The organism is Amorphus sp. MBR-141 (genome assembly GCF_053628695.1).
Map to the genome: position 1 here is coordinate 56595 of NZ_JBRJGW010000003.1, position 24063 is coordinate 80657.

Genomic DNA, 24063 nt, shown 5'->3' on the forward strand with positions numbered 1-24063 from the left:
GTGCGCAGGCCTGCGCACGGGCTGCGTACGCGCACCCGGAACCGCATGTGCACCAAACTGCGCTTTTTGCCCGAAACCGCGCGAATGCGCACCCGCATCTGCGCTTTTTGCGCCCCTCCCGTGCGCAGCCGCCCGGCCGCTGCGCACGCGGGATCGGCCGGCTGATTTTTCGACTTCAGAATGTCAAAGATCGGGACGATGGTAGATGATCGGCGCGGGCTCCCCCGCGGCTCCCAGAAGAGCCCGGAGGGGTCGGACCGGAAGTGTCAGGACATGTCTCGATGATCACCAAACCATCCGCGGCGAACACCCTGCCCGGCATCGTCCGGGCCGAGGGAGAGGCCCCGGCGTTCGCGCCCGGGGACAAGGTCCGCATCCTCACCCGCGCGCCGATCGGCCACTACCGCGTGCCGACCTACGTGCGCGGCAAGACCGCCACGGTGGAAGCCGTGATGAACGCCGGCGTCGACAACGAGCAGGAGGCCTACGGCCGCAACGCCGGCTCCCGCCGCCACTACTACCGCCTGGCCATTCCGATGGCCGAGATCTGGCCCGGCTACGGCGGCTCCGCCGCCGACGGGCTTCGCATCGAGGTCTACGAGACCTGGCTGGAGAAGCGTACCGCATGAGCACCACCGATCACTCCCACGACCATGATCACGACCACGATCATGAGCATGAGCATGAGCATGACCACTCTCACGATCACGGGCATCCGCACGCCCCGATCAGCCAGGACGAGGCGCCCGGCTACTACGACATGATGGAGACCGCGGTGCGCGAGCTCTTGGTGGAGAAGGGGCTGATCGGCCCCGACGAGATCCGCCGGCAGATCGAGGTGCTGGATTCCCGCTCGCCCGCCCTCGGCGCCCAGGTGGTGGCGCGGGCGTGGGTGGACCCCGCCTTCAAGGCGCGGCTGCTGGAGGACGGCCGGTCCGCCTGCGAGGAGCTCGGCATCAGCTTCTACGACGACACCCAGCTGATCGTCCTGGAGAACACCGAGACCGTTCACAACCTGATCGTCTGCACGCTGTGCTCCTGCTATCCCCGCGCCGTGCTCGGCCTGCCGCCGGACTGGTACAAGCTGAAGCCCTACCGGGCCCGGGCGGTGAGCGAGCCGCGCAAGGTGCTCGAGGAGTTCGGCACCACCGTCCCCGACGACGTCGAGATCCGGGTCTCCGATTCCACCGCGATGGTGCGCTATCTGGTGCTGCCGCGGCGGCCGGAGGGGACGGAGGGCTATTCCGAGGAGCAGCTCGCCGCCCTGGTGACCCGCGACGCGATGATCGGCGTCATCCCGGTCACCCTTCCCGAAGAAGGACTTGCGGCATGAGCGGCACCGAACAGCTCCTGAAGCGCCTGCCCAATGACATCGGCGGCGACGGCGCCGGCCCGATCGAGCAGGTCGAGCACCCGCTCGAGCCGTGGGAGAAGCGCTGCCACGCGCTCGCCGACGTGCTGGACTTCCACAAGATCATCAACACGGAAGAAAAGCGCCGCGGCGTGGAGGCGCTGGGCGCCGAGATCATCGGCAAGCTCAGCTACTACGAGCGCTGGATCGCCGCATTCGGCAACATCCTGTTCGAGAAGGGGATTCTCACGCCAGAGGACCTCGCCCGCAAGATGAACGAGGTCGAGGCCCGCTACACCGGCGCGACGGGGACGGGCGCATGAGCGTCGAAGGGCTGATCGTACTGCCGAGCGCCCACGATGCGGAGCGGACCGCCGATCGGCTGATCGAGGCGATCGAAGGCCGCGGCATCACCGTCCTCGCCGACATCGATCACGGCAAGGCGGCCGCCGACGCGGGGCTCGACCTGCGGCCGACCCGGGTGATCCTGTTCGGCAACGCGAAGGCCGGAACGCCGGTGATGCAGGACGTCCAGACGGCGGCGATCGACCTGCCGCTGAAGGCGCTGGTCTGGCAGGACGCCGACGGCGCCACCTGGCTCGGCTACAACGACCCGGCCTGGATCGCCCGGCGCCACGGGGTCGGCACCGGCTCCGACCAGGCCGTCGCGCTGCTGGCCCGCGCGCTGGCGGCGGTTGCCGAGGAGGCCTGCGGCGGGGCAGCGAAAAAAGGCTGAACCGTGGCGATTTCCCGGCCGGCATTCGGAAACGGTTAATAACCGGGCGCTAGTCTCACCCGTGTCCCGACCTCCTTGCCCAACTCTCTCGGTCCGACCACCTGACGGAACGAGAGCGGGACGCAGATGGTGGCGGCGTGTCGGACCTTCGAACAGTCCGGCACGCCATCCCCTGTCCGGCCGCCGCTGCTGGCCGCCTACTGGTTGCGGAGGATCGCCGCCGGCTTCTCGCCGAGCGCGCGCCAGGTCCCGACCAGCCCCAGCCCGACGGTCACCGCCAGTGCCACCAGCACCGCGCCCACCGCCGTCAGCGGCATCATCTCGAACTCGATGTCCATGATCGCGGTGAGCACGTACCAGGCCGCAAGCGAGCCCGTCAGGATCGCGAAGACCGCCGTCGCCGCCCCGATGATCGCGTATTCCAGCGCATAGGCGCCGATCAGCCGGCCACGGGTGGCACCGAGGGTCTTCAGGATGACGGCGTCGTAGATGCGGGTGCGGTGGCTGGCGGCGAGCGCGCCGGCGAGCACCAGGATGCTGGCGACGAGCGTGACGCTGGCCGCCGCCCGGATGGCCAGCGCGATCTGCGCCACCACGCCGTTGACGGTGTCGAGGGCATCCTTCACCCGCACCGCCGTGACGGTGGGGAAGGTCTGGGCTAGGGTGCGCAGCAGACCCACCTCCTCCTCCGTGGTGCCGCCGTCGGGATAGGTGAGCGTCGCCAGATGGGCGTGCGGCGCGCCGGCGAAGGTGTTGGGCGAGAACACCATCACGAAGTTGATGGAGAGGCTTTCCCAGGCGACCGTGCGGAAGTTGGCGACCTGCGTCTCGATCTCGCGGCCGAGCACGTTCACCGTGACGCTGTCGCCGACCTTGAGGCCAAGCTCGGTGCCCAGCTCCTCGGCGAAGGAGACCAGCGGCACACCGTCATAGTTCTCCGGCCACCAGGCGCCCTGGACGACCTTGGAGCTCTCCGGCACGTCGGCGGAATAGGTGATGCCGCGATCGCCGCGGAGCACCCATTGGGCCTCGGGCGGGGCGGGATAGTCGGCCGCCGGGATGCCCTTCAACGCGACGATCCGGCCGCGCAGCATCGGCTGGGTCTCGATCACCGCGTCGGGGGCCTCGGCGTGCAGCGTCTTCAGGAACGCCGCCTTTTCCGCATCCTGGATGTCGACGAAGAAGAAGCTCGGCGCCTCGTCCGGCAGCCGCGACGTGAGCGTGTTGCGCAGGTTGCCGTCGATCAGCGCCAGGGTGACCAGCAGCGCCAGCCCGAGCCCGAGCGACAGCACCACCGTGGGCGTCAGCGCGCCGCGGCGGTGGATGTTGCCGAGCGCCAGCCGGGCACCGGCGGCGCGCGGGCGCGGACTGATGCGGGCGAGCGCCATGATCAGCCACGCGACCACCCTGAGCAGCGCGAAGGCGATCACCACCGCCACCACGTAGACGAAGGCGAGGAAGCGGTCGTGGGCGAGCAGCACGGCAACGGTGGCGAGCAGCAGCGTGACCGCCGCGGTGGCGGCCAGGTAGCGGCGGCGCGGCAGGCCGGCCTCGCCGCCCGAGCGCTCGCGGAACAGCGCGGTGGGCGGCACGTCGTGGGCGCGGCCGAGCGGCCAGAGCGCGAAGGCGAGCGCCGTGAGCAGCCCGTAGACCACCGACAGCCCCAGCTGGCCCGGATAGAGGCGGCCGAGAGCGGAGACCGGCAGGATGCCTTCCAGCAGCATCGCCGCGATCGGCGGGATGACGGCGCCGATCACCAGGCCGATGGCGACGCCGATGCCGGCGAGCAGCAGGATCTGCACCAGATAGACCCGGAACACGAAGCCGCCGTCGGCACCGAGGCAGCGAAAGGTGGCGATCACCGAGCGCTTGCGCTCCAGGTAGGCGCGGACCGCGTTGGCGACGCCGACCCCGCCAACCACCAGCGCGGTGAGGCCGACCAGCGTCAGGAACTGGGCGAAGCGGTCGATGGAATCGCGCAGGCCTGGGGCGGCGTCGGTGCGCGAGCGGATCCGCCAGCCAGCCTGGGGGAACGCGGCGTTGGCGGCGTCGGTGATTTCCTGGATGCGCCCGGCCGAGAGCGGTCCCCTTTCGCCGGCGATGCGGTAGTGCCAGCGCACCAGACTGCCCGGCTGCACCAGCCCGGTGTCGTCCAGCGCCGCCGAGGAGATCATCAGCCGGGGGCCGAACTCGACGCCGCCGGAGAGCTTGTCGGGTTCGGACTCGATGGTGCCGACGATGCGGACCTGGGTGCGGCCGAGGGCGAGAACGGACCCCACGTCGATGCCGAGCCGGGCCAGCAGCGTGGCGTCCGCCACCGCCGTGTGCTGGCCGTCGCGGTCGGCGAGCGCCAAATCGAGCGGCTCCCCGGTGGAAAGGGCGACCGTGCCATAGAGCGGATAGGCGCCGTCGACGGCCTTGAGCTCCACCAGCGTCTGGTCGGAGGTGTCCGGCCGGCGCACCATGGCGCGCATCTCGGCGATTTCCGAGAGCCGCCCCTGATCGTCGAGGAAGGCACGCTCCGCGCCCTCCAGCCGGCGGTGGATCAGCGAGACGTCGAGATCGCCGCCGAGGATCGTCTGCCCCTCGGCGACGATGCCTTCCGTCAGGGCGCTCGCCAGCGAGCCGACGCCGGCGATGGTGCCGACGCCGATGGCGATGCAGGCGATGAAGACGTAGAAGCCGGCGAGCCCGCCGCGCATCTCGCGCAGGGCGAACCGGACGGCCGTCGTGAGGCCCTGACTGTTGCGCGCCATCCGCTCAGACCGCGTGCACGGCGGCGGCCGCGGGGGCGTGGTCGACCTCGCCGGCCCGCATCCGCACCGTGCGGTCGCAGCGCCGGGCGAGTTCGGGATCGTGGGTGACGATCACCAGCGTCATGCCGCGCTCGGCGCAGGCCTGGAACATCAGGTCGACGATGGTGGCGCCGGTGTCCTCGTCGAGGTTGCCGGTGGGCTCGTCGGCGAGCAGCAGCGCCGGCTCCGGCGCCAGCGCCCGGGCGATGGCCACGCGCTGCTGCTCGCCGCCCGACAGCTCGGTCGGATAGTGGTTGGTGCGATCGGCGAGCCCGACGGCCGCGAGCTCGGCGCGGGCCCGGTCGAAGGCGCCGGCGACCCCGGCAAGCTCCAGCGGCACCGCGACGTTTTCCAGCGCCGTCATGGTGGGAATGAGGTGGAAGGCCTGAAAGACGATGCCGACCGAGCGGCCGCGGAACCGCGCCAGCTGATCCTCGCTGAGGCCCGTCAGTTCGTTGCCGGCGACCGCGACGGTGCCGGCATCGGCACGCTCCAGCCCGCCCAGGACCATCAGCAGCGTCGACTTGCCGGAGCCGGACGGCCCGACGATGCCGACGGACTCGCCGGCCGCGATCTCCAGCGAAACGCCCTTGAGGATATGGACGCGGGCCGCCCCAGACCCCAGACTCAGGTGGACGTCGTCGAGTGCGATTGCTGGTTCGGCCAAGATGGCCCCCCTTTCGTCGAGATCGTGAAGTATCCGCGGCAGGCCCGCCCCGCCCGATGACCTCGGGCCCTTCGGGCATATGGTCTTCGCCGCCCTCATATCCAGCCGAAGCGGACGCCCATGCGGATCATCCTTGTCGCAGCCCTCGCCCTCCTCCTCGCCCCGACACCGGGACGGGCCGAGAATCCGATCACCATCGTCGCCTTCGGCGACAGCCTGACGGCGGGCTATCAGCTCGGTCCCGACGAGGGATTCGCGGAGCGCCTGCAGGCCAAGCTCGCCAAGCGCGGCCAGGACGTGACGATCGTCAATGCCGGCGTGTCCGGCGACACCACCTCCGGCGGTCTTGCCCGCCTCGACTGGTCGGTGCCGCCCGACGCCGACGGCGTGATCCTGGAGCTCGGCGGCAACGACGCCCTGCGCGGCATCGATCCGGCCACCACCGAGGCCAATCTGGACAGGATGCTGACGCAGCTTTCGGAACGCGCCATCCCGGTGCTGCTGGCCGGCATGCGCGCGCCGCCGAACATGGGCGCCGACTACGAGGCGCAGTTCAACCCGATCTTCCAGAGGCTCGCCCGCCAGCACGACGCGATCTACTACCCGTTCTTCCTTGACGGCGTGGCCGGCGAGCCGGCCTACGGGCTCGGTGACGGCATCCACCCGAACGCCGCGGGTGTCGACGTGATCGTGGACAAAATCCTCCCGTCGGTGGAAAAGCTGATCGCACGCATCGAGCGCCGCTCGCCCTCCTGACCCCGCCTGCCGTCGCCTGCCCGCCCTGCCCTGCCGACCGGTAAGGACCACGACCGTTGGATCTCCTGTCGCTGCTGACGCCCGAGGGTCTGTCCGGCTGGTCGTCGGCCCTGCTGATCGCGATGTCCTGCCTGACCTCGGCGATGACCGCCGCGTTCGGCATCGGCGGCGGGCTGACGCTGATCGCGGTGATGATCCCCCTGGTACCGATCCACGCGCTGGTGCCGGTTCACGGGCTGGTACAGCTGGGCTCCAACAGCGGCCGCGCCATCCTGCAGGTGCGCCATGCCCGCTGGGACATCCTGGCGCTGTTCGCCATCGGCGCCGTCGTCGGCGCGATCATCGGCGGCATGGTGGTGGTGGACGTGCCCGAGGTCGCCCTGAAGCTCGGCGTCGGCGTGTTCGTGCTGTGGTCGGTGTGGGGCAGGATGCCGTCGATCGGCGACGGCAACCGGCTGCTGCTGCCGATCGGCGGGGCGATCTCGACGCTGCTGTCGATGTTCGTGGGCGCCACCGGACCGTTCGTGATGGCGCTCTACGCCCACGCCAGGTTCACCAAGGAAGAGCTGGTCGCGACGTTTGCCGGCTCGATGGTGATGCAGCACTGCCTGAAGGTGCTGGCCTTCGGGGCGCTCGGCTTCGCCTACGGCGCGTGGCTGCCGCTGGCCGCCGTGATGATCGCCGCCGGCTTCGCCGGAACGGTGATCGGCACGAAGGTGCTGCGCCGGCTGCCGGAACGCATCTTCCGGATCGCGCTGAAGATCCTGCTGACGCTGATCGGCATCGAGCTGGTCCTCACCGCCCTTCCCAAGCTGCTCGGCTGAGCGCCGCGGCAGACACGGACCCATGAAAGGTTTCCGCCGATGACCGAAGCCCTGCCCGTCGCGCGCGCCGACATCGAGGCCGCCCACGCGCGCATCGTCTCCCATGTCCGCCGCACCCCGGTGATCCGGCCGGGCTGCGGCGCCTTCGGGCTCGACCTCGACCTGGTGCTGAAGCTGGAGTGCCTGCAGCACATGGGCTCGTTCAAGCCGCGCGGTGCCTTCAACTCGCTGTTGTCGGCCGACGTGCCGGCGGCGGGCGTGGCGGCGGCCTCCGGCGGCAACCACGGCGCCGCCGTCGCCTATGCCGCCGCGCGGCTGGGCCACAAGGCGACGATCTTTGTGCCGGAGATCTCCTCGCCGGTGAAGATCGCCAAAATCCGCCAGGCGGGCGCCGAGGTGCACGTGGGCGGGGCGCGCTACGCCGACGCGGCGGCGGCCTGTGCTGAGTTCCGCGCGCGCACCGGCGCCATCGACATCCACCCCTACGACGCGGCGACCACCGTCGCCGGCCAGGGCACCGTCGGGCTGGAATGGGAGGCGGACGCCCCGGACCTCGACACCGTGCTGGTCGCGGTCGGCGGCGGCGGGCTGATCGCCGGCGTCGCCACCTGGTACGAGGACCGGGTGAAGGTGGTGGCGGTGGAGCCCGAAACCTCGTGCTGCCTGAAGGCGGCGCGGGACGCGGGGGAGCCGGTGGACGTCGACGTGGAGGGCGTGGCGGCGGACTCGCTGGGCGCCCGGCGGATCGGCGCGCTGCCGTTCCGGCAGACCCAGGCGTTCGTGGACGATGCCGTCGTGGTGCCGGACGCGGCCATCACGGCGGCCCAGGCGCTGCTGTGGCGCGACCTGAACCTCGCCACCGAGCCGGGCGGCGCCACCGCGCTGGCGGCGCTGCTTGCGGGCGCCTACCGGCCGCAGCCGGGCGAGCGCATCGGCGTGCTCGCCTGCGGGTCGAACGTCGACCTCGCCGTGCTGGCCGGGCTGTCGGCGTGAGCGACGGCGCGCCGGCGGCCGGAGGCGACCGCCGATACTTGCCTTGATCCGGGGAAGCCGATACGCAGCACGCTGCGCCGGTTTCCCGGCGCCCATCAATCAGCCCGCCGATACGAAGGCTTTCAGGAAAGGCTCCCCCGATGACGACCCATTCGCTTCTGCTGCTTCCCGGTGACGGCATCGGTCCGGAGATCATGGCGGCGGCGGTCGAGGTCATCGGCTGGTTCAACAAGCGCGCCGGCACCGAGCTGTTCACCACCGAGACCGACCTGGTCGGCGGCTCCGCCTACGACGCCCACGGCGTCGCCGTCACCGACGCGACCATGGAGAAGGCGCTCGCCGCCGACGCCGTGCTGTTCGGCGCGGTGGGCGGCCCGAAGTGGGACGACGTCGGCTACGACGTGCGCCCCGAGGCCGGCCTGCTTCGCCTGCGCAAGGACCTGCAGCTGTTCGCCAACCTGCGCCCGGCGATCTGCTACCCGGCGCTGGCCGACGCCTCCAGCCTGAAGAAGGAGCTGGTCGACGGCCTCGACATCCTGATCATCCGCGAGCTCACCGGCGGCGTCTATTTCGGCGAGCCGAAGCAGATCACCGACCTCGGCAACGGCCAGAAGCGCGGCGTCGACACCCAAGTCTACGACACCTTCGAGATCGAGCGCATCGCCCGGGTCGCCTTCGACCTCGCCCGCACCCGCCGCAACAAGGTGACCTCGTCGGAGAAGCGCAACGTCATGAAGACGGGCGTGCTGTGGAAGGAGGTCGTCGAGCAGGTGCACGCGGCCGACTATCCGGACGTGGAGCTCGACCACATGCTGGCCGACAACTGCGGCATGCAGCTGGTGCGCCGGCCGAAGCAGTTCGACGTGATCGTCTGCGACAACCTGTTCGGCGACATGCTGTCGGACGTGGCGGCGATGCTGACCGGCTCGCTGGGCATGCTGCCGTCGGCGTCGCTCGGCGCGCCGGACGCCGTCACCGGCCGCCGCAAGGCGCTCTACGAGCCGGTGCACGGCTCGGCCCCGGACATCACCGGCACCGGCCGCGCCAACCCGATCGCGATGATCGCCTCGTTCGGCATGGCGCTGCGCTACTCGTTCGGCATGATCGAGGAGGCCGACCTGCTCGACAAGGCGATCTCGGCCGCCCTCGACAGCGGCGCGCGCACCGCCGACATCGCGCCCGAAGGCGCCGACACGGTGGGCATCGAGGAGATGACCCGCGCCATCCTCGACGCGCTGGACAGCCTCGACGCCTGAGCGACGGGGACGCCGGACGGAAGACACGGAAAAGGGGCCGCGCGGCCCCTTTTTTTGCGGGATGGCAATGCCACGCCCCGCCACCGGCAGCGCGCCGATGCGCGACACCGCCGGTCAGGCCGTGCTAGACTTGCCGTCATGACGAAGCTCATGGAAGACGCCATCCGCGCGCTGTCGCAGCTGCCGGCCGATCGGCAGGATGCCCTGGCGCGGCTGATCCTCGACCAGATCGGGCCGGAGGGCGGACCGCTGACGCTGAGCGCGGCCGAGCGACGTGCGGTCGAGGCGGGAATCGCCGACAGCGACGCCGGGCGGTATGCGGACGAGGGCGCCCTGCAGGCGCATCTGGACCGACTGCGGTCGGCATGAAAGCGCGGCTCAGCCGCCGAGCCGATCGCGAACTCGCCGACGCCGTCGCCTATCTGCTGGACGAGAACCCCGCCGCCGCGCGGGGATTTGCGGACGCATTGGAAATCGCCATCCGCAGCCTCGAGCGCTATCCCCGGATCGGACGCGAGACGGATATTGCGGGTGTCTACGTGTTCACGCTCGCGCGCTTCCGCTACCGGATCTTCTACCGAATCCGGGGAGAGACGCTGAGCATCGAGAGCATCTTCCACACCTCGCGGAAACCCGAAGTGCCGGGTGAGGACGATGCCGGGTCGTAAGCCCTAGATCCAGGGGCGGTCCTTGGCGACCTCGTCCTCGTAGCCGCCGATGGTCGGTGCCTTCTCGAGCGTGAGCGCGATGTCGTCGAGGCCGTTGAGCAGGCAGTGCTTGGTCCACGGGTGGATGTCGAAGGCGATGACGCCGCCGTCGGGGCCGCGGATCTCCTGGGCTTCCAGGTCGACCGTCAGGCGGGCGTTGGCGCCGCGCTCGGCGTCGTCCATCAAGAGCGCCAGCTCGTCCTCGGACACCTTGATCGCCAGGATGCCGTTCTTCGAGCAGTTGTTGAAGAAGATGTCGGCGAACGAGGTGGAGATGACGCAGCGGATGCCGTAGTCGAGCAGCGCCCAGGGCGCGTGCTCGCGGCTGGAGCCGCAGCCGAAATTGTCGCCGGCGACGAGGATCTCGGCGTTCTGGTAGGCCGGCTTGTTGAGCACGAACTCCGGATCCGGGGTGCCGTCCTCCTTGTAGCGCAGCTCCGAGAAGAGGCCGGTGCCGAGGCCGGTCCGCTTGATCGTCTTCAGGTACTGCTTCGGGATGATCATGTCGGTGTCGACGTTGATCATCGGCAGCGGCGCGGCGACGCCCGTGAGGACCGTGAACTTCTCCATGGCGGCACTTTTCCAAGTTGTTCCAGAGTGGCGCTACTCCTAGCCTCCCGACCACCGCAAAGGCAAGCGGCGTGACCGCCGGCGGTCAGCGCGCGCGGGCGTGGTAGTCGGCGTTGGGGCGCATGTCGGTGGCGGCGGCGACGCGGTTGGACATGTTGTAGAAGCCGATCACCGCCGCGATGTCCCAGATGTCGCGCTCGGAGAAGCCCGCGGCGCGCAGCGCCTCGCGGTCCTCCTCGCCGACGCCGAACGGCTCGGCGGTGAGCTTCCAGGCGAAGTCGAGCATGGCGCGCTGGCGGGCCGGCAGCCGGGCGGCGCGGTAGTTCATCACCATCAGCTCGCCGAGCGCCGGATCGCCGGACAGCTCGCGCACCGCCGCACCGTGGGCGACCAGGCAGTAGTAGCAGCGGTTCACGCTGGAGACGACGACGGCGATCATCTCCCGCTCCAGCTTCGACAGGCCGGAGTCGGCGAGCATCAGGTCGTTGTACATGTCGGTGAAGGCGCGCAGCTTCTTCTCGTCGAAGGCGTAGGCCCTGAGCACGTTGGGAACCAGGCCGAGCTTCTCCGCGCACTTGGCGAAATAGGCCTCGGTCTCGGGGCTCATGGGCTCGGAGCGCTGCAGGTCCAGCGCGATGGCGGGATCGTCGAAGTCGGGGCTGTCGGCGCGCGCGTCGGTCATCGGGCGTCTCCCTCTCTGCGGGTCTCTCGGCGTCTCGGTGCGCGTTGGCCGCGGACGGGCGGGATGCGACGGAAACATGCGCCGCCTCGCGCGTTGGCTCCGCGCAGCCACGCCGACCACGGCCGCGCATGCTACCACGTCCGCTCCCGCGGCCGCATCGTCCGCGCACCCGGCCGAAACAGTCATCAACCGGTGAACTTGCCGTGAGAGCGATCGGCGAACCGCGATTGCGCGGGTCTCTCCCCGCGCTTCCCCTTGCCGCATCCCGGCAGCCCCGCTACCACCGAAGCGGAAGAAACGGTCAGAGGTCGTCATGCTCGATCGATACGAAGCCGAAAAGGCCGACAGGATCGCCGCCGCCGTCGAACGGATTTCGCCCGAGGACGACGGCTCCTCCCGCAGGCGCTTCACCGAACTCCTCTACGCGAGGGGGTCCGCCGAGGACCTGGTGAAGTGCGGCGCCGACGAGCTGTCCGCCCACGCCGATCACGCCTGGGCGCTCATGCAGGAGCGCAAGGCGGGCGAGCACCTGATCTCGGTGGCCAATCCGTCGTTCGACACCACCGGGCACGACCACCTGGGCCTCACCGTCGTCGACATCGTGAACGACAACATGCCGTTCCTGTTCGATTCGGTGATGAACGAGCTCTACGACTTCGGCGCCGACGTGCTGCTGGTGCTGCATCCGATCTACGCCTGCCGGCGCGACGAGGCGGGCCGGCTCGTCGAGTTCGTCGGCGAGGCCCCGGCCGACGGCAAGGCCGGGCGGGAAAGCCTGATCCACGTCCACATCGGCCGGATCGAGAGCGCGGAACGCCGCGCCGAACTCGCCCAGCGCCTCGACCAGACCCTGTCGGACGTCCGCGTCGCGGTGGCCGACTGGAAGCCGATGCGCGCCCGGGTGAAGGAGATCGTCAAGCGCTACCGCAAGGCCGAGCTGCCCATCGACGAGGCCGAGCTCAACAAGGCGGTGTCGTTCCTGGAGTGGCTGACCGAGGACGACTTCATCTTCCTGGGCCTGCGCGAATACCGGCTGGAAGGCGACGTGGAGACTGGCGAGCTGGAGCCGGAACTCGACACCGGGATGGGCCTGCTGCGCGACCCGGACATGCGGGTGCTGCGCCGCGGCACCGAATTCGTGGTGATGACGCCGGAGATCCGCGAATTCCTGCGCCAACCGCTGCCGCTGATCGTCACCAAGGCCAACGCCCAGACCCGCGTCCACCGCCGGGTGCACCTCGATTTCATCGGCATCAAGGACTACGCCAAGGACGGCGCGCTGAAGGGCGAGGTGCGGCTGGTCGGGCTGTTCTCGTCGCGCGCCTACACCAAGTCGGTGCTCGAGATCCCCTACATCCGCGAGAAGGTGCGCGCGGTGCTCGACCGCGCCGGCTACGACGCCGACAGCCACTCCGGCAAGGCGCTGCTGAACGTGCTGGAATCCTATCCGCGCGACGAGCTGTTCCAGATCGACACGGATCTGCTCTACCAGTTCGCCACCGCAGTGCTGGAGCTCGGCGAGCGGCCGCGCATCCGGGTGCTGGCGCGCACCGATTCCTACGAGCGCTTCGTCTCGCTGCTCGTCTTCGTGCCGACCCGCAACTACACCACCGAGCAGTCCAAGGAGATCGGCGCCTATCTTGCCCGGCTCTACGACGGCCGGGTGTCGGCAACCTACGTCGACTATCCCGAAGGGCCGCTCGCGCGCATCCACTTCATCATCGGGCGCCATGCCGGCCCGACGCCGCAGCCGTCCCGCGAGACCGCGGAGGCCGCCGTCGCCAAGATCGTGCGGACCTGGTCCGACGACCTCGCCGACGCGCTCTCCGGCGAACTCGGCTGGGAGACCACGGAACGGCTGCTCGGCCGCTTCGCCGATGCCTTCGACGGCGGCTACGAGGCGACCTATCCGGTCGAGACCGCCGTGCGCGACATCGGCATGATCGAGCGGGTGAGCGCCGACCGGCCGACCGCCATCGTGTTCTTCCGTCGCACCGGCGACGCCGAAAACCGCTGCTCGCTGAAGCTGTTCTCGCACCGCTCGCCGACGCCGCTGTCGGACCGCGTGCCGATCCTCGAGCAGATGGGCTTCCGGGTCATCAACGAGCGCACCTTCCGCATCGAGCTGGAAGGCGACGAGAACGTCTACATCCACGACATGTCGCTGGCCCGCACCGGTGCCGGCTCGATCGACCTGGACACCCTGGGCTCGGCGCTGGAGGCCATGTTCATGGCCGTCTGGACCCGGCGCGCCGAGAGCGACGGCTTCAACGCGCTGCTGGTGACGGCGGGCCTCGCCTGGCGCGACATCGCCATGCTGCGGGCGCTGGCGCGCTATCTGCGCCAGGCCGGCGTGCCCTATTCGCAGGACTACATCTGGGGAGCGCTGACCCGCTATCCGGCGGTGGCGCGGCTGCTCGTCGAGCTGTTCCACGTGCGCTTCGACCCGCGCGACGACACCATCGACCGGTCGCTTGCCGCCGCCCGGCTGCAGGAGCAGATCGACGCCGAGCTCGAGCAGGTCTCCAACCTCGACGACGACACCATCATCCGCCGCTTCACCAACCTGCTCTACGCGATGCTGCGGACCAACTTCTTCAAGCTCGGCGACGACGGCAACGTGCCGGACACCTTCGCCTTCAAGCTGTTCCCCGGCGCCATCGACGTGCTGCCGGCGCCGCGGCCGTTCCGCGAGATCTGGGTCTACAGCCCGCGGGTGGAAGGCGTGCACCTGCGCTTCGGCGAGGTGGCGCGCGGCGGCCTGCGCTGGTCCGACCGCGCCCAGGACTTCCGCACCGAGGTGCTGGGGCTGGTCAAGGCGCAGCAGGTGAAGAACGCGGTCATCGTGCCGGTCGGCGCCAAAGGCGGCTTCCTGCCGAAACAGCTGCCCGAGACCGGCGGGCGCGAGGCGGTGTTCGCCGAAGGCACCGCCGCCTACAAGATCTTCATCAACGCGCTGCTGAGCGTCACCGACAACCTGATCGACGGACAGGTGGCGCCGCCCGCCTCCGTCGTGCGCCACGACGCCGACGACACCTACCTGGTCGTCGCCGCCGACAAGGGCACCGCCACCTTCTCCGACACCGCCAACGCCATCGCCGAGGAGCGCGACTTCTGGCTCGGCGACGCGTTCGCCTCCGGCGGCTCCCAGGGCTACGACCACAAGGCGATGGGCATCACCGCCCGCGGCGCCTGGGAAGCGGTCAAGCGCCACTTCCGCGAGATGGACCTCGACATCCAGACGACGCCGTTCACGGTGGTGGGCGTCGGCGACATGTCGGGCGACGTGTTCGGCAACGGCATGCTGCTGTCGAAGGCCATTCGCCTGCTGGCCGCCTTCGACCACCGGGACATCTTCATCGACCCCGATCCCGACCCGGCGACCTCGTGGGCCGAGCGCAAGCGCCTGTTCGAGCTGCCGCGCTCGAGCTGGCAGGACTACAATCGCGAGCTGATCTCCAAGGGCGGCGGCGTGTTTTCCCGCGCGGCAAAGTCGATCCCGCTGTCCCCGGAGATCCAGGCGCTGCTCGGCCTCGACAAGGCCAGCGCCACGCCGCTCGACGTGATGCGCGCGATCCTGCGGGCCGAGGCGGACCTGCTCTGGTTCGGCGGCATCGGCACCTACGTCCGCGCCGCCTCGGAAACCAATCTGGACGTGGGCGACCGCGCCAACGACGCCATCCGGGTGACCGCGGAGGACCTGCGCGTCCGGGTGATCGGCGAAGGCGCCAACCTGGGCGTCACCCAGAAGGCGCGCATCGCGTTCGCCCGCTCCGGCGGGCGCTGCAATTCCGATGCGATCGACAACTCGGCCGGCGTCAACACCTCCGACGTGGAGGTGAACATCAAGATCGCGCTGCGCGCCGCCGAGGGCCAGGGACTGATCGACCGGGCGCGGCGCAACGAGGTGCTGGCGGCGATGACCGACGAGGTCGCCGCCATCGTGCTGCGCAACAACTACCTGCAGACGCTGGCGATCTCGCTGACCCGCGACCTCGGCCTGGAGGACACCGGCTTCGAGATGCGGATGATGCAGCTGCTCGGCGAGCGCGGCGTGCTCGACCGCGAGCTGGAAACGCTGCCCACCGACCAGGAGCTGACCAGCCGGGCCTCGCGCGGCGAGGCGCTGTCCCGCCCCGAGGTGGGGGTGCTGCTGGCCTACGCCAAGATCACGCTCTACGACGCGCTGCTCTCCTCGAGCGTGCCCGACGACACCTATCTCGGACGGGAGCTCCGCCGCTACTTCCCGGTGCTGATGCAGGAGGAGTTCGGCGACCAGATCGAGGGGCATCCGCTGCGCCGCGAGATCATCGCCACTGTGCTCGCCAACTCGATGATCAACCGCGGCGGCCCGACCTTCGTGGTGCGGATGAGCGACCAGACCGGGGCGGAGGTGGAGCGCATCGCCCAGGCCTTCGCCACCTGCCGGGATTCGTTCTCGCTCACCAGCCTCAACGGCGAGATCGACGCCCTCGATGCGCTGGTGCCGGGCGACGTGCAGCTGGCGCTCTACCGCGCCGTGCAGGACCTCGTCCTCGACGCGACCGTCTGGTTCATCCGCAACGCGCGCTACGACGAGGGGATCGAGGCGATCGTCAGCCGCTTCCGGGCGGGCATCGAGGCGATCGAGCCGAAGCTCGACCGGGTGATGCCGCAACACCTGCGCGACGCGACGGACGCGACCGCCACCGGATGGATCGAGGCCGGCGTTCCCGCCTCGCTCGCCCACCGGATCTCGCGGCTGGCGATCACCGCCTCGGTGCCCGACATCATCGTCGTGTCGGAGGAGACCGGCGCGCCGCTGGAACGCGCCGCGGAAGCCTACTTCGCCATCGACGGCCGCTTCCGCATCGGCCAGATCGAGGCGCTGGCGCGCACCCTGATCGTCGGCGACTACTATGACGGCCTGGCCCTCGACCGGGCCCGCCGAACGCTGGCGGAGGCGCACCGCCGGATCACCCAGGAGGTGCTTTCGGCAGGCCGGACCGACGAGCCGGGCATGGCGGTGGAAGCCTGGATCGCCGAGCGGGCGCACCAGGTCGAGCGGGCGCTCACCACCGTCACCCGGCTCGGCGAGACCGAGACGATCACCGTCTCGCGGCTGTCGGTGGCGGCCAGCCTGCTGGCCGACGTGGCGGGAAGCTGAGCCGGCTGACCATCGGTGTCCGGACATGGATGAAAGTTCATGCGCCGGGCAATCGTGCCCCATGGCCCGGACCGCGGCGCGGTGCTATCAGCATCGGCGCACCGGCCCGCCAGTGACCATTCCGAGATAGATTGGAACGTCGGGGCGTCCAGCAGCATTGAAGATATGACAACCGACCGCGGCAGAAGCCGACGGCCGGCCGCCGGCTGTCTCGGCCGGCCAAATGGAGGACTGACATGAGCGCTTTCAATTCGTCTCTGCGCGGCGTCGCCGCAGCCCTCGCGCTGTCCGCTTTCGCGGCCGCTCCCGCCCTCGCCCAGACGGCGACGACGGCCACGACGGCCACCACCACGGCCTCCCAGAGCTTCGTCGACGTGTTCGGCGACGCCACCGTCTCGACCTTCAAGGCGCAGGTCGCCACCACCAACGAGATGGAAAATCAGGTCGTCGTGAAACTGCGGAACGGCAACCAGTACGCCGTGCCGGTTCCGGACGGATTCGACCTGGCCGAGGTGCGCGAGGACCAGTTCGTCACCATCGAGCACCTGCAGGGCCTCATCCTCGACGTGCAGAAGAGCACGGCCGACCAGCCGGGCGTCACCTACAGCGTCGACAACGTCGCCCTCAACGACACCGACAAGCTGCCGGAAGGCCTGACCATCCGCAGCGTGACGCTGACCATCGAGATCGAGAAGATCGACCTCAAGGCCGGCACCGTGTCCTTCGAGGCGCCGAACGGCGAGAAGCGCACCGTGGCGCTGCTGCACCCGGACATGGTCAAGTCGCTCGACATCAAGAACGGCGACCTGGTCGACCTGACCTACTACGAGGGCGTCGGCATCTCGATCAGCAACACCTGATCGGGCTCTCCGCCCCACGCACAGCCTGAAACGACGAAGGCCGGGATCGACGATCCCGGCCTTTTTCATGTCCGCTTCACCGGCAGGCCGGTCTTCCCCGCCGCCTGGAGCCTATGTCCGGTCGGCCGGGCGATGCCCCTGACCGGCAGCGGCTCCGGCGAGGCGTCAGTTTCCGGCGGACAGCTCCACCGCCGTCCAGCCGTCGGGAATCTGCGCCTCGAACGTCGCGTCCGGCTGGTCCTCCTCGGAGAAGCCGTCGAAGGTGAGGATGTACTCCGGGTCGCCGACCTGGCGCACGTAGGTGATCACCAGCCGTTCCGGCAGCGGGGCGCCGCCGTCGGCGATCCACAGCTGGCTGGCGGCATCGATGGTGTCGATGTCGACCAGCGTGCTGGCGGCGTCGCCGAGGGTGCGGGTGCCGCCGAGCGAGATGTCGAGCACGTTGTCGGCGATGTCGTCGAACGGCTTGGAGCGGGCGAACATCAGGACCGGCAGGTTGAGGCCGAGGCGCGTCTGGATCGCCTCGATCAGCCCGTCGGTGTCGCCGTCGAAGGGCAGCGCGATGTAGGTCTCGTCGACGACGTTGGCGAGCGTCACCGTGGTGCCGTCGAACCAGACCTTGCGGTCGCTGCCGTCGTCGAACGTCGCCTCGAAGAACAGCTTGTCCGGCCGCTTGACGGCGACGTGGACGCTGCCGGCGCGCTTGCTGGGGGCGCCCTCCAGCACCGGCTCGTCGAACAGGGTGGTGGCGTCGAACGCGAAGCTCGACATGCCGGCGAGGTGGTCGGTCATGGCCTGGACGGCGGCGACGGCGTCGGGATCGGCGGCGGCCGGATCGGCGCTGCCGCCCTGGGCGGCAGCGGTGCCGACGGAGCCGGCGAGCACGGCGGCCGCGACCCACGGGCCGAGCCCGCGGGCGAAGGGGCGATGGAACCTCATGTGCGTGACTTTCCTCAGTCTCGAAGATGCCTGGACGGACGTCCGGGAGCCGGCGCCGCCTGCCGGCGGGGCCTCCCGGGCTTCATGGAAGCGGGGCCTCGCGGCCGGCGGGGCGGTGCGCCCGGCTGCCGGCGGCGCGGCGGTCGGGATCACCAGCGGCGGTCGACGCGGCGGGTGGTGCGCCGGGCGGTGCGCCGCGCCGTGCCGTTGACGCCGGCCGGGCCGTAGACGGGCGCGGCGTGCACCGGGCCCGGCACGTAGGCCGGATGCGCCGGATAGACCCAGTAGGGCGCGCCGACGGCGGTGTAGTACATCACCGGCTGGGTGATGACGCCGGTGTCGACCACCACCCGGGCGCCCGACTGGGTGTAGACGGTGACCTGGGCGGCCGCGGCGATGTCGGTGCCGACCAGCGAGGCGATGGAGGCCAGCACGGCGATGCGGGCGAGGCGCCTGAACGCCGGCCGCTGCCGGATGTCGGCGGGTCGGATGTCTGTCGAGGTCATGAAGCGGGAGTCCTCCTTGTCCGGCCGCCCTTCGAGGCGGCGTCTCAAGCTCGCGGGCGGCGGGTGCGGGGCGGAAAAGCCGGTCTCCGCTTGGCCTGCAGACGCTCGCGTGTGGTCACGGGGCCGGCGCGAACCGCCCGTCCGCACGGGACGCGTGATTCGGGCCGGCGCCCCGGCCCGGCCATCCTAGCGCATCCGGCGCGCCGGCGGACCCCCAAAGAATCGCCCCGATCGACGATAAGTGACTGAACATGCAACGTTTTCGTGGCGCTTGCGGGCTTCGACCGGGGGCCGCTTCTACTGGAACGCCACCTCCTCGAAGGAGCGCAGCTTGCGCGAATGCAGCCGCTCGCGCGGCATCGAGCGCAGGCTCTCCAGCGCGGCGATGCCGATCGCCAGGTGCTGGTCGACCTGGCGCCGGTAGAAGGCGCTGGCCATGCCGGGCAGCTTGATCTCGCCGTGCAGCGGCTTGTCGGAGACGCACAGCAGCGTGCCGTAGGGCACCCGGAAGCGGAAGCCGTTGGCGGCGATCGTCGCCGATTCCATGTCGAGCGCGATGGCGCGGGACTGGGAGAAGCGCTGCAGCGGCTCGCGCGGATCGCGCAGCTCCCAGTTGCGGTCGTCGATGGTGGCGACCGTGCCGGTGCGCATCACCCGCTTGAGCTCGTAGCCCGACAGGCCGGTGACGGCGGCGACGGCCTGCTCGATGGCCACCTGCACCTCGGCCAGCGGCGGGATCGGCACCCAGGTCGGCAGGTCGGCGTCGAGCACGTGGTCCTCGCGCACGTAGCCGTGGGCCAGCACGTAGTCGCCGAGGCGCTGGGTGTTCCTGAGGCCGGCGCAGTGGCCGAGCATCAGCCAGGCGTGCGGCCTGAGCACCGCCACGTGGTCGGTGATGGTCTTGGCGTTGGACGGGCCGACGCCGATGTTGACCAGCGTGATGCCGGCATGGTCGCCGCGCACCAGGTGGTAGGCAGGCATCTGCGGCATCCGGTCGGGCACCTGGCCGCTCGACGGCGCGCCGGACCCCGGCAGGGTGGTGCAGTCGCCGGGCTCCACGAAGGCGGCGTAGCCGTGGCCGCCCTCCTCCATCACCTTGCGGGCATGGGCGATGAAGGCATCGACGTAGAAGGCGTAGTTGGTGAACAGCACGTAGTTCTGGAAATGGCGGGCGCTGGTGGCGGTGTAGTGGCGCAGCCGGTGCAGCGAATAGTCGATGCGCGGCGCGGTGAACGGCGCCAGCGGCCGCGCCGATCCGGAGGCGCGGTCGAGGGTGCCGTTGACGATGGCGTCGTCCATGTGGGTGAGGTCCGGCACGTCGAAGCGGTCGCGCAGCGGCCACGCCATGCCCGGCCCGAGCGCGCCCTCGACGTTCATGCCCTCCGGATAGGCGAAGTGGATCGGGATCGGCACCGTCGATTCGCCGACGCTCACGGCGCTGCCGTGGTTGGCGACCAGCAGCGCGATCTGCTCGATCAGATAGTCGTTGAAGAGGTCCGGCCGGGTGATCGTCGTCGTATGGGCGCCCGGCCCGGGCACGAAACCGTAGGCGAGCCGCGAATCGACGCGGCCGAACGACTGGGTGGTGATCCTGATTTCCGGATAGACCGCCCGCACGCCGCGCTCGGGGATCTGCCCGTCGCGCACCACGTCCTCGAACCGGTCGCGCAGGAAGCCGGTGTTGCGCTCGTAGATTGCAGCGATCCGGGCGACCGCGGCGCGGGGATCGCGGAACGCCTCGGAGGGCCAGGCGGGCGGGTGATCGATCTCCGCCGCCGGCGGCGGGTCGCGTGGCTCGAAGCCGGTCATTCAGGGCCTCCGTTGCTGCCGGCCGGGTTCACGCTCCGGTCCCCGCCCTGCGGACGCGCCACTATTCCGGAAACACCGCGCCCGCGTCGAGGGCGAAAGCGCGCTGGCCCGCAACCTTGGCGGAAAGAATTGGTTAACCTTTTGAAAAATTTACGGAATTAACGGCGCCTTTACCAACCGCGACGCATAACGGTCCTGCCAATTGCGTGAGGTAATGCGTCGCAATGATGAGCAGTAAAACCGGGGCGTCCGCACGGGCGTCCCGGTCTCTCTCCCTCGCCGACAGTCTCGACCGCGTTCACGTGGGCGACACCGTCGAGATCCTGAACCGTCTCCCCGAAGCGTCGGTGGACGTGGTCTTCGCGGATCCTCCCTACAACCTTCAGCTCGAAGGCCAGCTGACGCGGCCGGACCAGTCGAAGGTGGACGGGGTCGATGACGCGTGGGACAAGTTCGCCTCGTTCGAGGCGTACGACACGTTCACCCGTGCTTGGCTGAGCGCTGCGAAGCGCGTGCTCCGGCCCGGCGGAACGCTGTGGGTGATCGGCTCCTATCACAACATCTTCCGCGTCGGCGCGGCGCTTCAGGACCTGGACTACTGGATCCTGAACGACGTCGTCTGGGTGAAGTCGAACCCGATGCCGAACTTCCGCGGCCGGCGCTTCACCAATGCCCACGAGACGATGATCTGGGCGGTGCGCGACAGCCACGAGACCCGCTACACCTTCAACTACGACGCCCTGAAGGCCTTCAACGACGGCCTGCAGATGCGCTCCGACTGGACGCTGCCGCTGTGCACCGGCCAGGAGCGGCTGAAGGGTGACGACGGCCACAAGCTGCACCCGACCCAGAAGCCCGAGGCGCTGCTCTACCGGGCGCTGCTGGCGAGCACCAATCCGGGCGACATCGTCTGCGATCCGTTCCTGGGCTCCGGCACCACCGCCGCGGTCGCCAAGGCGCTCGGCCGCCATTTCATCGGCATCGAGCGCGACGAGACCTACGCCGCCGCCGCCCGCGAGCGCATCGCCGGCGTCCGCGCGGCCCCGGACGAGGGGCTCCGGACCGTGCTCAGCAAGCGCGCCGCACCCCGCATCCCGTTCGGCACGCTGCTGGAGGCCGGCCTGATGCGGCCGGGCGACGTGCTCACCTGCCCGAAGAACCGCCACAAGGCCATCGTGCGGGCCGATTCCTCGCTGGAGGCGGACGGCCACGTCGGCTCGATCCACAAGGTCGGCGCGCTGGTCCAGGGCCTTGATGCCTGCAACGGCTGGACGTTCTGGCACTATGAGCGGCGCGGCAACCGCCAGCCCATCGATACCCTGCGCGAGGCGATCCGCGCCACGGCGGCGGCCGCCCAGGCGGCGTGAGCAAACAGTGGCAGGAAAAGTGGCCGCCGGGTGTCGCGGAGGGTTCCTATACACCCCGCTCATTCCCGCGAAGGCGGGAATCCATAGGGCCTTTCGAGAAATTCCTTCATGAAATGAGAAGGAAGGCGGGGCCATAGGCGGAGCAGTCCCGGTCCTCCAGCGTCCCCTCACGCTCAGTATGGATTCCCGCTTTCGCGGGAATGAGCGGAAATTGGGGTTGGCGACGGGAATGCCTTTTCTCCCTCGCCCAGGCGTCGAGGACAGGCCGGACCTGCCCGGATTCCTACCCCTCCAGGGCGGCCGCGACCACCTTGCGCATGACGGTGGGCAGCGCCTCGCCGTCGAGCCGGTCGCGTGGCGACCACCACGCATCCGCGGGCGCGGCGATGTCCCTGGCCACCTCCGCCCGGTAGACGTCGAGGGTCAGGTGGAAGTGGGTGAAGGTGTGCCGCACCGGCGCCGGCAGCCGGCGCCAGTCGGCCCTGAGCGGCGGGTCTTCGTCTTCCGTCTCGCCCTTGCCCGCCGCCCATCCCGCCCCCGGCACCTCGGCCATGCCGCCGAGCAGCCCGCGCTCGGGCCGCCTGCGCAGCAGCACCGCCCCGTCGGCGCGCACCGCCACGTAGGCGACACCGGTGCGGGTCGGCTTGTCCTTCTTCGGCGCCTTGACGGGATAGAGCTCCTGGTCGCCGGCGGCGCGGGCCGCGCAGCCCTCCGTCAGCGGACAGATCGCGCAGGCCGGCCGCCTGGGCGTGCAGATGGTGGCGCCGAGGTCCATCATCGCCTGGGCGAAGCAGCCCGGCCGCCGCGCCGGCGTCATCGCCGCGACCACGTCGCGGACCTCGGCCTTCGCCTTCGGCAGCGGCGTGGCGATGCGCTCCAGCCGGGTGACGACGCGCTCGACGTTGCCGTCGACCACCGGCACCTGCTCGTCGAAGGCGATCGCCGCGATCGCGCCGGCCGTGTAGGGGCCGATGCCCGGCAGGGTCGACAGCGCGGCGGCGGAGCCCGGAAAGCGGCCGCCGTGCTCGGCGGCGACGATCTCTGCACAGCGCTTCAGGTTGCGGGCGCGGCTGTAGTAGCCGAGGCCGGCCCACTCCTGCATGACGGAGTCGGTCTCCGCCGCCGCGAGATCGGCGACCTTCGGCCAGCGCGCGACGAACCGGCCGAAATAGGGACCGACGGCCGCCACCGTCGTCTGCTGCAGCATGATCTCCGACAGCCACACCCGGTACGGATCCGGCCGCTCGCCGGCCGTGCGCGCCGCCGGCCCGATCCGCCACGGCAGGCGACGGGCATGGACGTCGTACCAGGCGAGCAGGGCGCCGGCGCGGTCGGGAGGCGGGGAAGCGGATGAGGACGGGCTCGGCATCGATCGCGTGTCGCCCATGGCCCCCGGAAGATCAAGCCTCGCGCGGGGCCGGTCCGTCGATTAGACTGCGCGCTTCACTTTTCCCTCCCGATGAAGGCCCCCCATGACTCGCGGGAGCGCACCCAAGGACACCCACCGGGCCCCGCCGTTCGCCAAGCGGCGGCGGGCGGTGCCGCTTGCCGACCTGATCGGCGACGCGCTGACGCCGTCCGCCCGCAAGCGCGGCTTCGCCTCGGCGGCGATCCTCACCCATTGGGACTCGATCGTCGACGCCGAGACGGCGCTGACCGCACTTCCCGAAAGATTGATCTGGCCGCGACGACGGGCCGGCGACGAGGAAGCCGGCGGCGGCGCCACCCTGGTCGTGGCCACCAACGGCGCCTCGGCGATGGTGCTCCAGCACACCGCGCCGCTGCTGATCGACAGGCTCAACACCTTCTTCGGCTGGCGCGCCGTGGAGCGCCTGAAGATCGTGCAGCGCCCGATTCCCGTCCGCGAAGCGCCGCCCCCGCCGCCCCCTCCGCTGTCGGCCGAGGACGAGGCGGCGCTTGCCGAACGGCTTGCCGCGCTGGAGGATTCGCCGCTGAAGGCGGCTCTCGAACGGCTGGGGCGCGCCGTACTTTCGGCCCGCCCGGCCCGCACCGAAGATGGCGGATAGGGCCTCGCCATGACCCGGCGAGGCCACTTGTCCGCGTCTTCGCGCTTGCCATGTTCCGCCACGATCGGCACG

The 24063-nt window shown here is 70.2% G+C and carries 22 protein-coding genes; 14 read left to right on the forward strand and 8 right to left on the reverse strand.

Annotated features, from left to right (window positions below; all coding sequences use genetic code 11):
* The first annotated feature begins 281 nt into the window (after nt 1–281).
* Genes ACSSVZ_RS05160 through ACSSVZ_RS05175 form a run of 4 tightly spaced genes read left to right on the forward strand, consistent with a single transcriptional unit; the run spans nt 282 to nt 2087 of the window.
* Nucleotides 282–629, forward strand: a complete 348-nt coding sequence (locus tag ACSSVZ_RS05160) for an SH3-like domain-containing protein (RefSeq protein ID WP_453968720.1) — start codon at nt 282–284, stop codon at nt 627–629.
* A complete protein-coding gene (gene nthA, locus ACSSVZ_RS05165; protein ID WP_453968721.1) occupies nt 626–1333 on the forward strand; it encodes a nitrile hydratase subunit alpha in 708 nt (235 codons plus the stop codon). Before ACSSVZ_RS05160 ends, nthA begins: the two co-directional genes overlap by 4 nt.
* Nucleotides 1330–1674, forward strand: coding sequence for a nitrile hydratase (locus ACSSVZ_RS05170; RefSeq protein WP_453968722.1), 345 nt, complete (start codon nt 1330–1332; stop codon nt 1672–1674). Before nthA ends, ACSSVZ_RS05170 begins: the two co-directional genes overlap by 4 nt.
* A complete protein-coding gene (locus tag ACSSVZ_RS05175; protein ID WP_453968723.1) occupies nt 1671–2087 on the forward strand; it encodes a DUF302 domain-containing protein in 417 nt (138 codons plus the stop codon). Before ACSSVZ_RS05170 ends, ACSSVZ_RS05175 begins: the two co-directional genes overlap by 4 nt.
* A gap of 197 nt (nt 2088–2284) precedes the next feature.
* On the opposite strand, the gene ACSSVZ_RS05180 is transcribed toward ACSSVZ_RS05175, so the two are convergent.
* Nucleotides 2285–4843 (reverse strand): ABC transporter permease, encoded by a 2559-nt coding sequence (locus tag ACSSVZ_RS05180; RefSeq protein ID WP_453968724.1) that lies wholly within the window; start codon nt 4841–4843, stop codon nt 2285–2287.
* A gap of 4 nt (nt 4844–4847) precedes the next feature.
* Nucleotides 4848–5549 carry an ABC transporter ATP-binding protein gene (locus tag ACSSVZ_RS05185; RefSeq protein ID WP_453968725.1) on the reverse strand — a complete coding sequence of 234 codons (702 nt, stop codon included), beginning with the start codon at nt 5547–5549 and terminating at the stop codon, nt 4848–4850.
* Between the two features lie 120 nt (nt 5550–5669).
* Here ACSSVZ_RS05185 and ACSSVZ_RS05190 point away from each other — a divergent pair, with 120 nt between their 5' ends.
* From ACSSVZ_RS05190 to ACSSVZ_RS05215, 6 genes are all read left to right on the forward strand, one after another.
* The gene (locus ACSSVZ_RS05190; RefSeq protein WP_453968726.1) at nt 5670–6305 is read left to right on the forward strand and encodes an arylesterase; all 636 of its coding nucleotides are present in this window, start codon (nt 5670–5672) and stop codon (nt 6303–6305) included.
* A 56-nt stretch (nt 6306–6361) separates the two neighbouring features.
* The gene (locus ACSSVZ_RS05195; protein ID WP_453968727.1) at nt 6362–7129 is read left to right on the forward strand and encodes a sulfite exporter TauE/SafE family protein; all 768 of its coding nucleotides are present in this window, start codon (nt 6362–6364) and stop codon (nt 7127–7129) included.
* A gap of 39 nt (nt 7130–7168) precedes the next feature.
* Entirely contained in the window at nt 7169–8122 is a 954-nt protein-coding gene (locus ACSSVZ_RS05200; protein ID WP_453968728.1) for a threonine/serine dehydratase, read from the forward strand.
* A gap of 140 nt (nt 8123–8262) precedes the next feature.
* Entirely contained in the window at nt 8263–9378 is a 1116-nt protein-coding gene (gene leuB / locus ACSSVZ_RS05205; protein ID WP_453968729.1) for a 3-isopropylmalate dehydrogenase, read from the forward strand.
* A 138-nt stretch (nt 9379–9516) separates the two neighbouring features.
* Nucleotides 9517–9747: a hypothetical protein gene (locus ACSSVZ_RS05210; RefSeq protein ID WP_453968730.1), complete on the forward strand. Its 231-nt coding sequence runs from the start codon at nt 9517–9519 to the stop codon at nt 9745–9747.
* Nucleotides 9744–10046 carry a type II toxin-antitoxin system RelE/ParE family toxin gene (locus tag ACSSVZ_RS05215; RefSeq protein WP_453968731.1) on the forward strand — a complete coding sequence of 101 codons (303 nt, stop codon included), beginning with the start codon at nt 9744–9746 and terminating at the stop codon, nt 10044–10046. Before ACSSVZ_RS05210 ends, ACSSVZ_RS05215 begins: the two co-directional genes overlap by 4 nt.
* Nucleotides 10047–10049: 3 nt before the next feature.
* Here ACSSVZ_RS05215 and leuD read toward each other — a convergent pair whose 3' ends face one another.
* The gene (gene leuD / locus ACSSVZ_RS05220) at nt 10050–10655 is read right to left on the reverse strand and encodes a 3-isopropylmalate dehydratase small subunit (protein WP_453968732.1); all 606 of its coding nucleotides are present in this window, start codon (nt 10653–10655) and stop codon (nt 10050–10052) included.
* 85 nt (nt 10656–10740) lie between these two features.
* The gene (locus tag ACSSVZ_RS05225) at nt 10741–11337 is read right to left on the reverse strand and encodes a peroxidase-related enzyme (RefSeq protein ID WP_453968733.1); all 597 of its coding nucleotides are present in this window, start codon (nt 11335–11337) and stop codon (nt 10741–10743) included.
* 313 nt (nt 11338–11650) lie between these two features.
* Between ACSSVZ_RS05225 and ACSSVZ_RS05230 the strand changes: the two genes are divergently transcribed.
* Together ACSSVZ_RS05230 and ACSSVZ_RS05235 are read left to right on the forward strand one after the other, a co-directional pair.
* Nucleotides 11651–16483: an NAD-glutamate dehydrogenase gene (locus ACSSVZ_RS05230; RefSeq protein ID WP_453968734.1), complete on the forward strand. Its 4833-nt coding sequence runs from the start codon at nt 11651–11653 to the stop codon at nt 16481–16483.
* Nucleotides 16484–16719: 236 nt separating this feature from the next.
* Nucleotides 16720–17343 carry a hypothetical protein gene (locus ACSSVZ_RS05235; RefSeq protein ID WP_453968735.1) on the forward strand — a complete coding sequence of 208 codons (624 nt, stop codon included), beginning with the start codon at nt 16720–16722 and terminating at the stop codon, nt 17341–17343.
* A gap of 165 nt (nt 17344–17508) precedes the next feature.
* On the opposite strand, the gene ACSSVZ_RS05240 is transcribed toward ACSSVZ_RS05235, so the two are convergent.
* The 3 genes from ACSSVZ_RS05240 to ACSSVZ_RS05250 form a co-directional block, all read right to left on the reverse strand.
* On the reverse strand, nt 17509–18282 hold the full coding sequence (locus tag ACSSVZ_RS05240) for a DUF2092 domain-containing protein (protein ID WP_453968736.1): 774 nt from the start codon (nt 18280–18282) through the stop codon (nt 17509–17511).
* Between the two features lie 149 nt (nt 18283–18431).
* Nucleotides 18432–18788, reverse strand: coding sequence for a hypothetical protein (locus ACSSVZ_RS05245; protein ID WP_453968737.1), 357 nt, complete (start codon nt 18786–18788; stop codon nt 18432–18434).
* A 297-nt stretch (nt 18789–19085) separates the two neighbouring features.
* Nucleotides 19086–20597 (reverse strand): AMP nucleosidase, encoded by a 1512-nt coding sequence (locus ACSSVZ_RS05250; protein WP_453968738.1) that lies wholly within the window; start codon nt 20595–20597, stop codon nt 19086–19088.
* A gap of 224 nt (nt 20598–20821) precedes the next feature.
* On the opposite strand from ACSSVZ_RS05250, the gene ACSSVZ_RS05255 reads away from it, so the two are divergent.
* A complete protein-coding gene (locus ACSSVZ_RS05255; RefSeq protein WP_453968739.1) occupies nt 20822–21964 on the forward strand; it encodes a DNA methyltransferase in 1143 nt (380 codons plus the stop codon).
* Between the two features lie 283 nt (nt 21965–22247).
* Here ACSSVZ_RS05255 and mutY read toward each other — a convergent pair whose 3' ends face one another.
* Nucleotides 22248–23351: an A/G-specific adenine glycosylase gene (gene mutY, locus ACSSVZ_RS05260; RefSeq protein WP_453968740.1), complete on the reverse strand. Its 1104-nt coding sequence runs from the start codon at nt 23349–23351 to the stop codon at nt 22248–22250.
* An 85-nt stretch (nt 23352–23436) separates the two neighbouring features.
* Here mutY and ACSSVZ_RS05265 point away from each other — a divergent pair, with 85 nt between their 5' ends.
* A complete protein-coding gene (locus tag ACSSVZ_RS05265; protein ID WP_453968741.1) occupies nt 23437–23991 on the forward strand; it encodes a DUF721 domain-containing protein in 555 nt (184 codons plus the stop codon).
* Nucleotides 23992–24063: the final 72 nt, after the last annotated feature.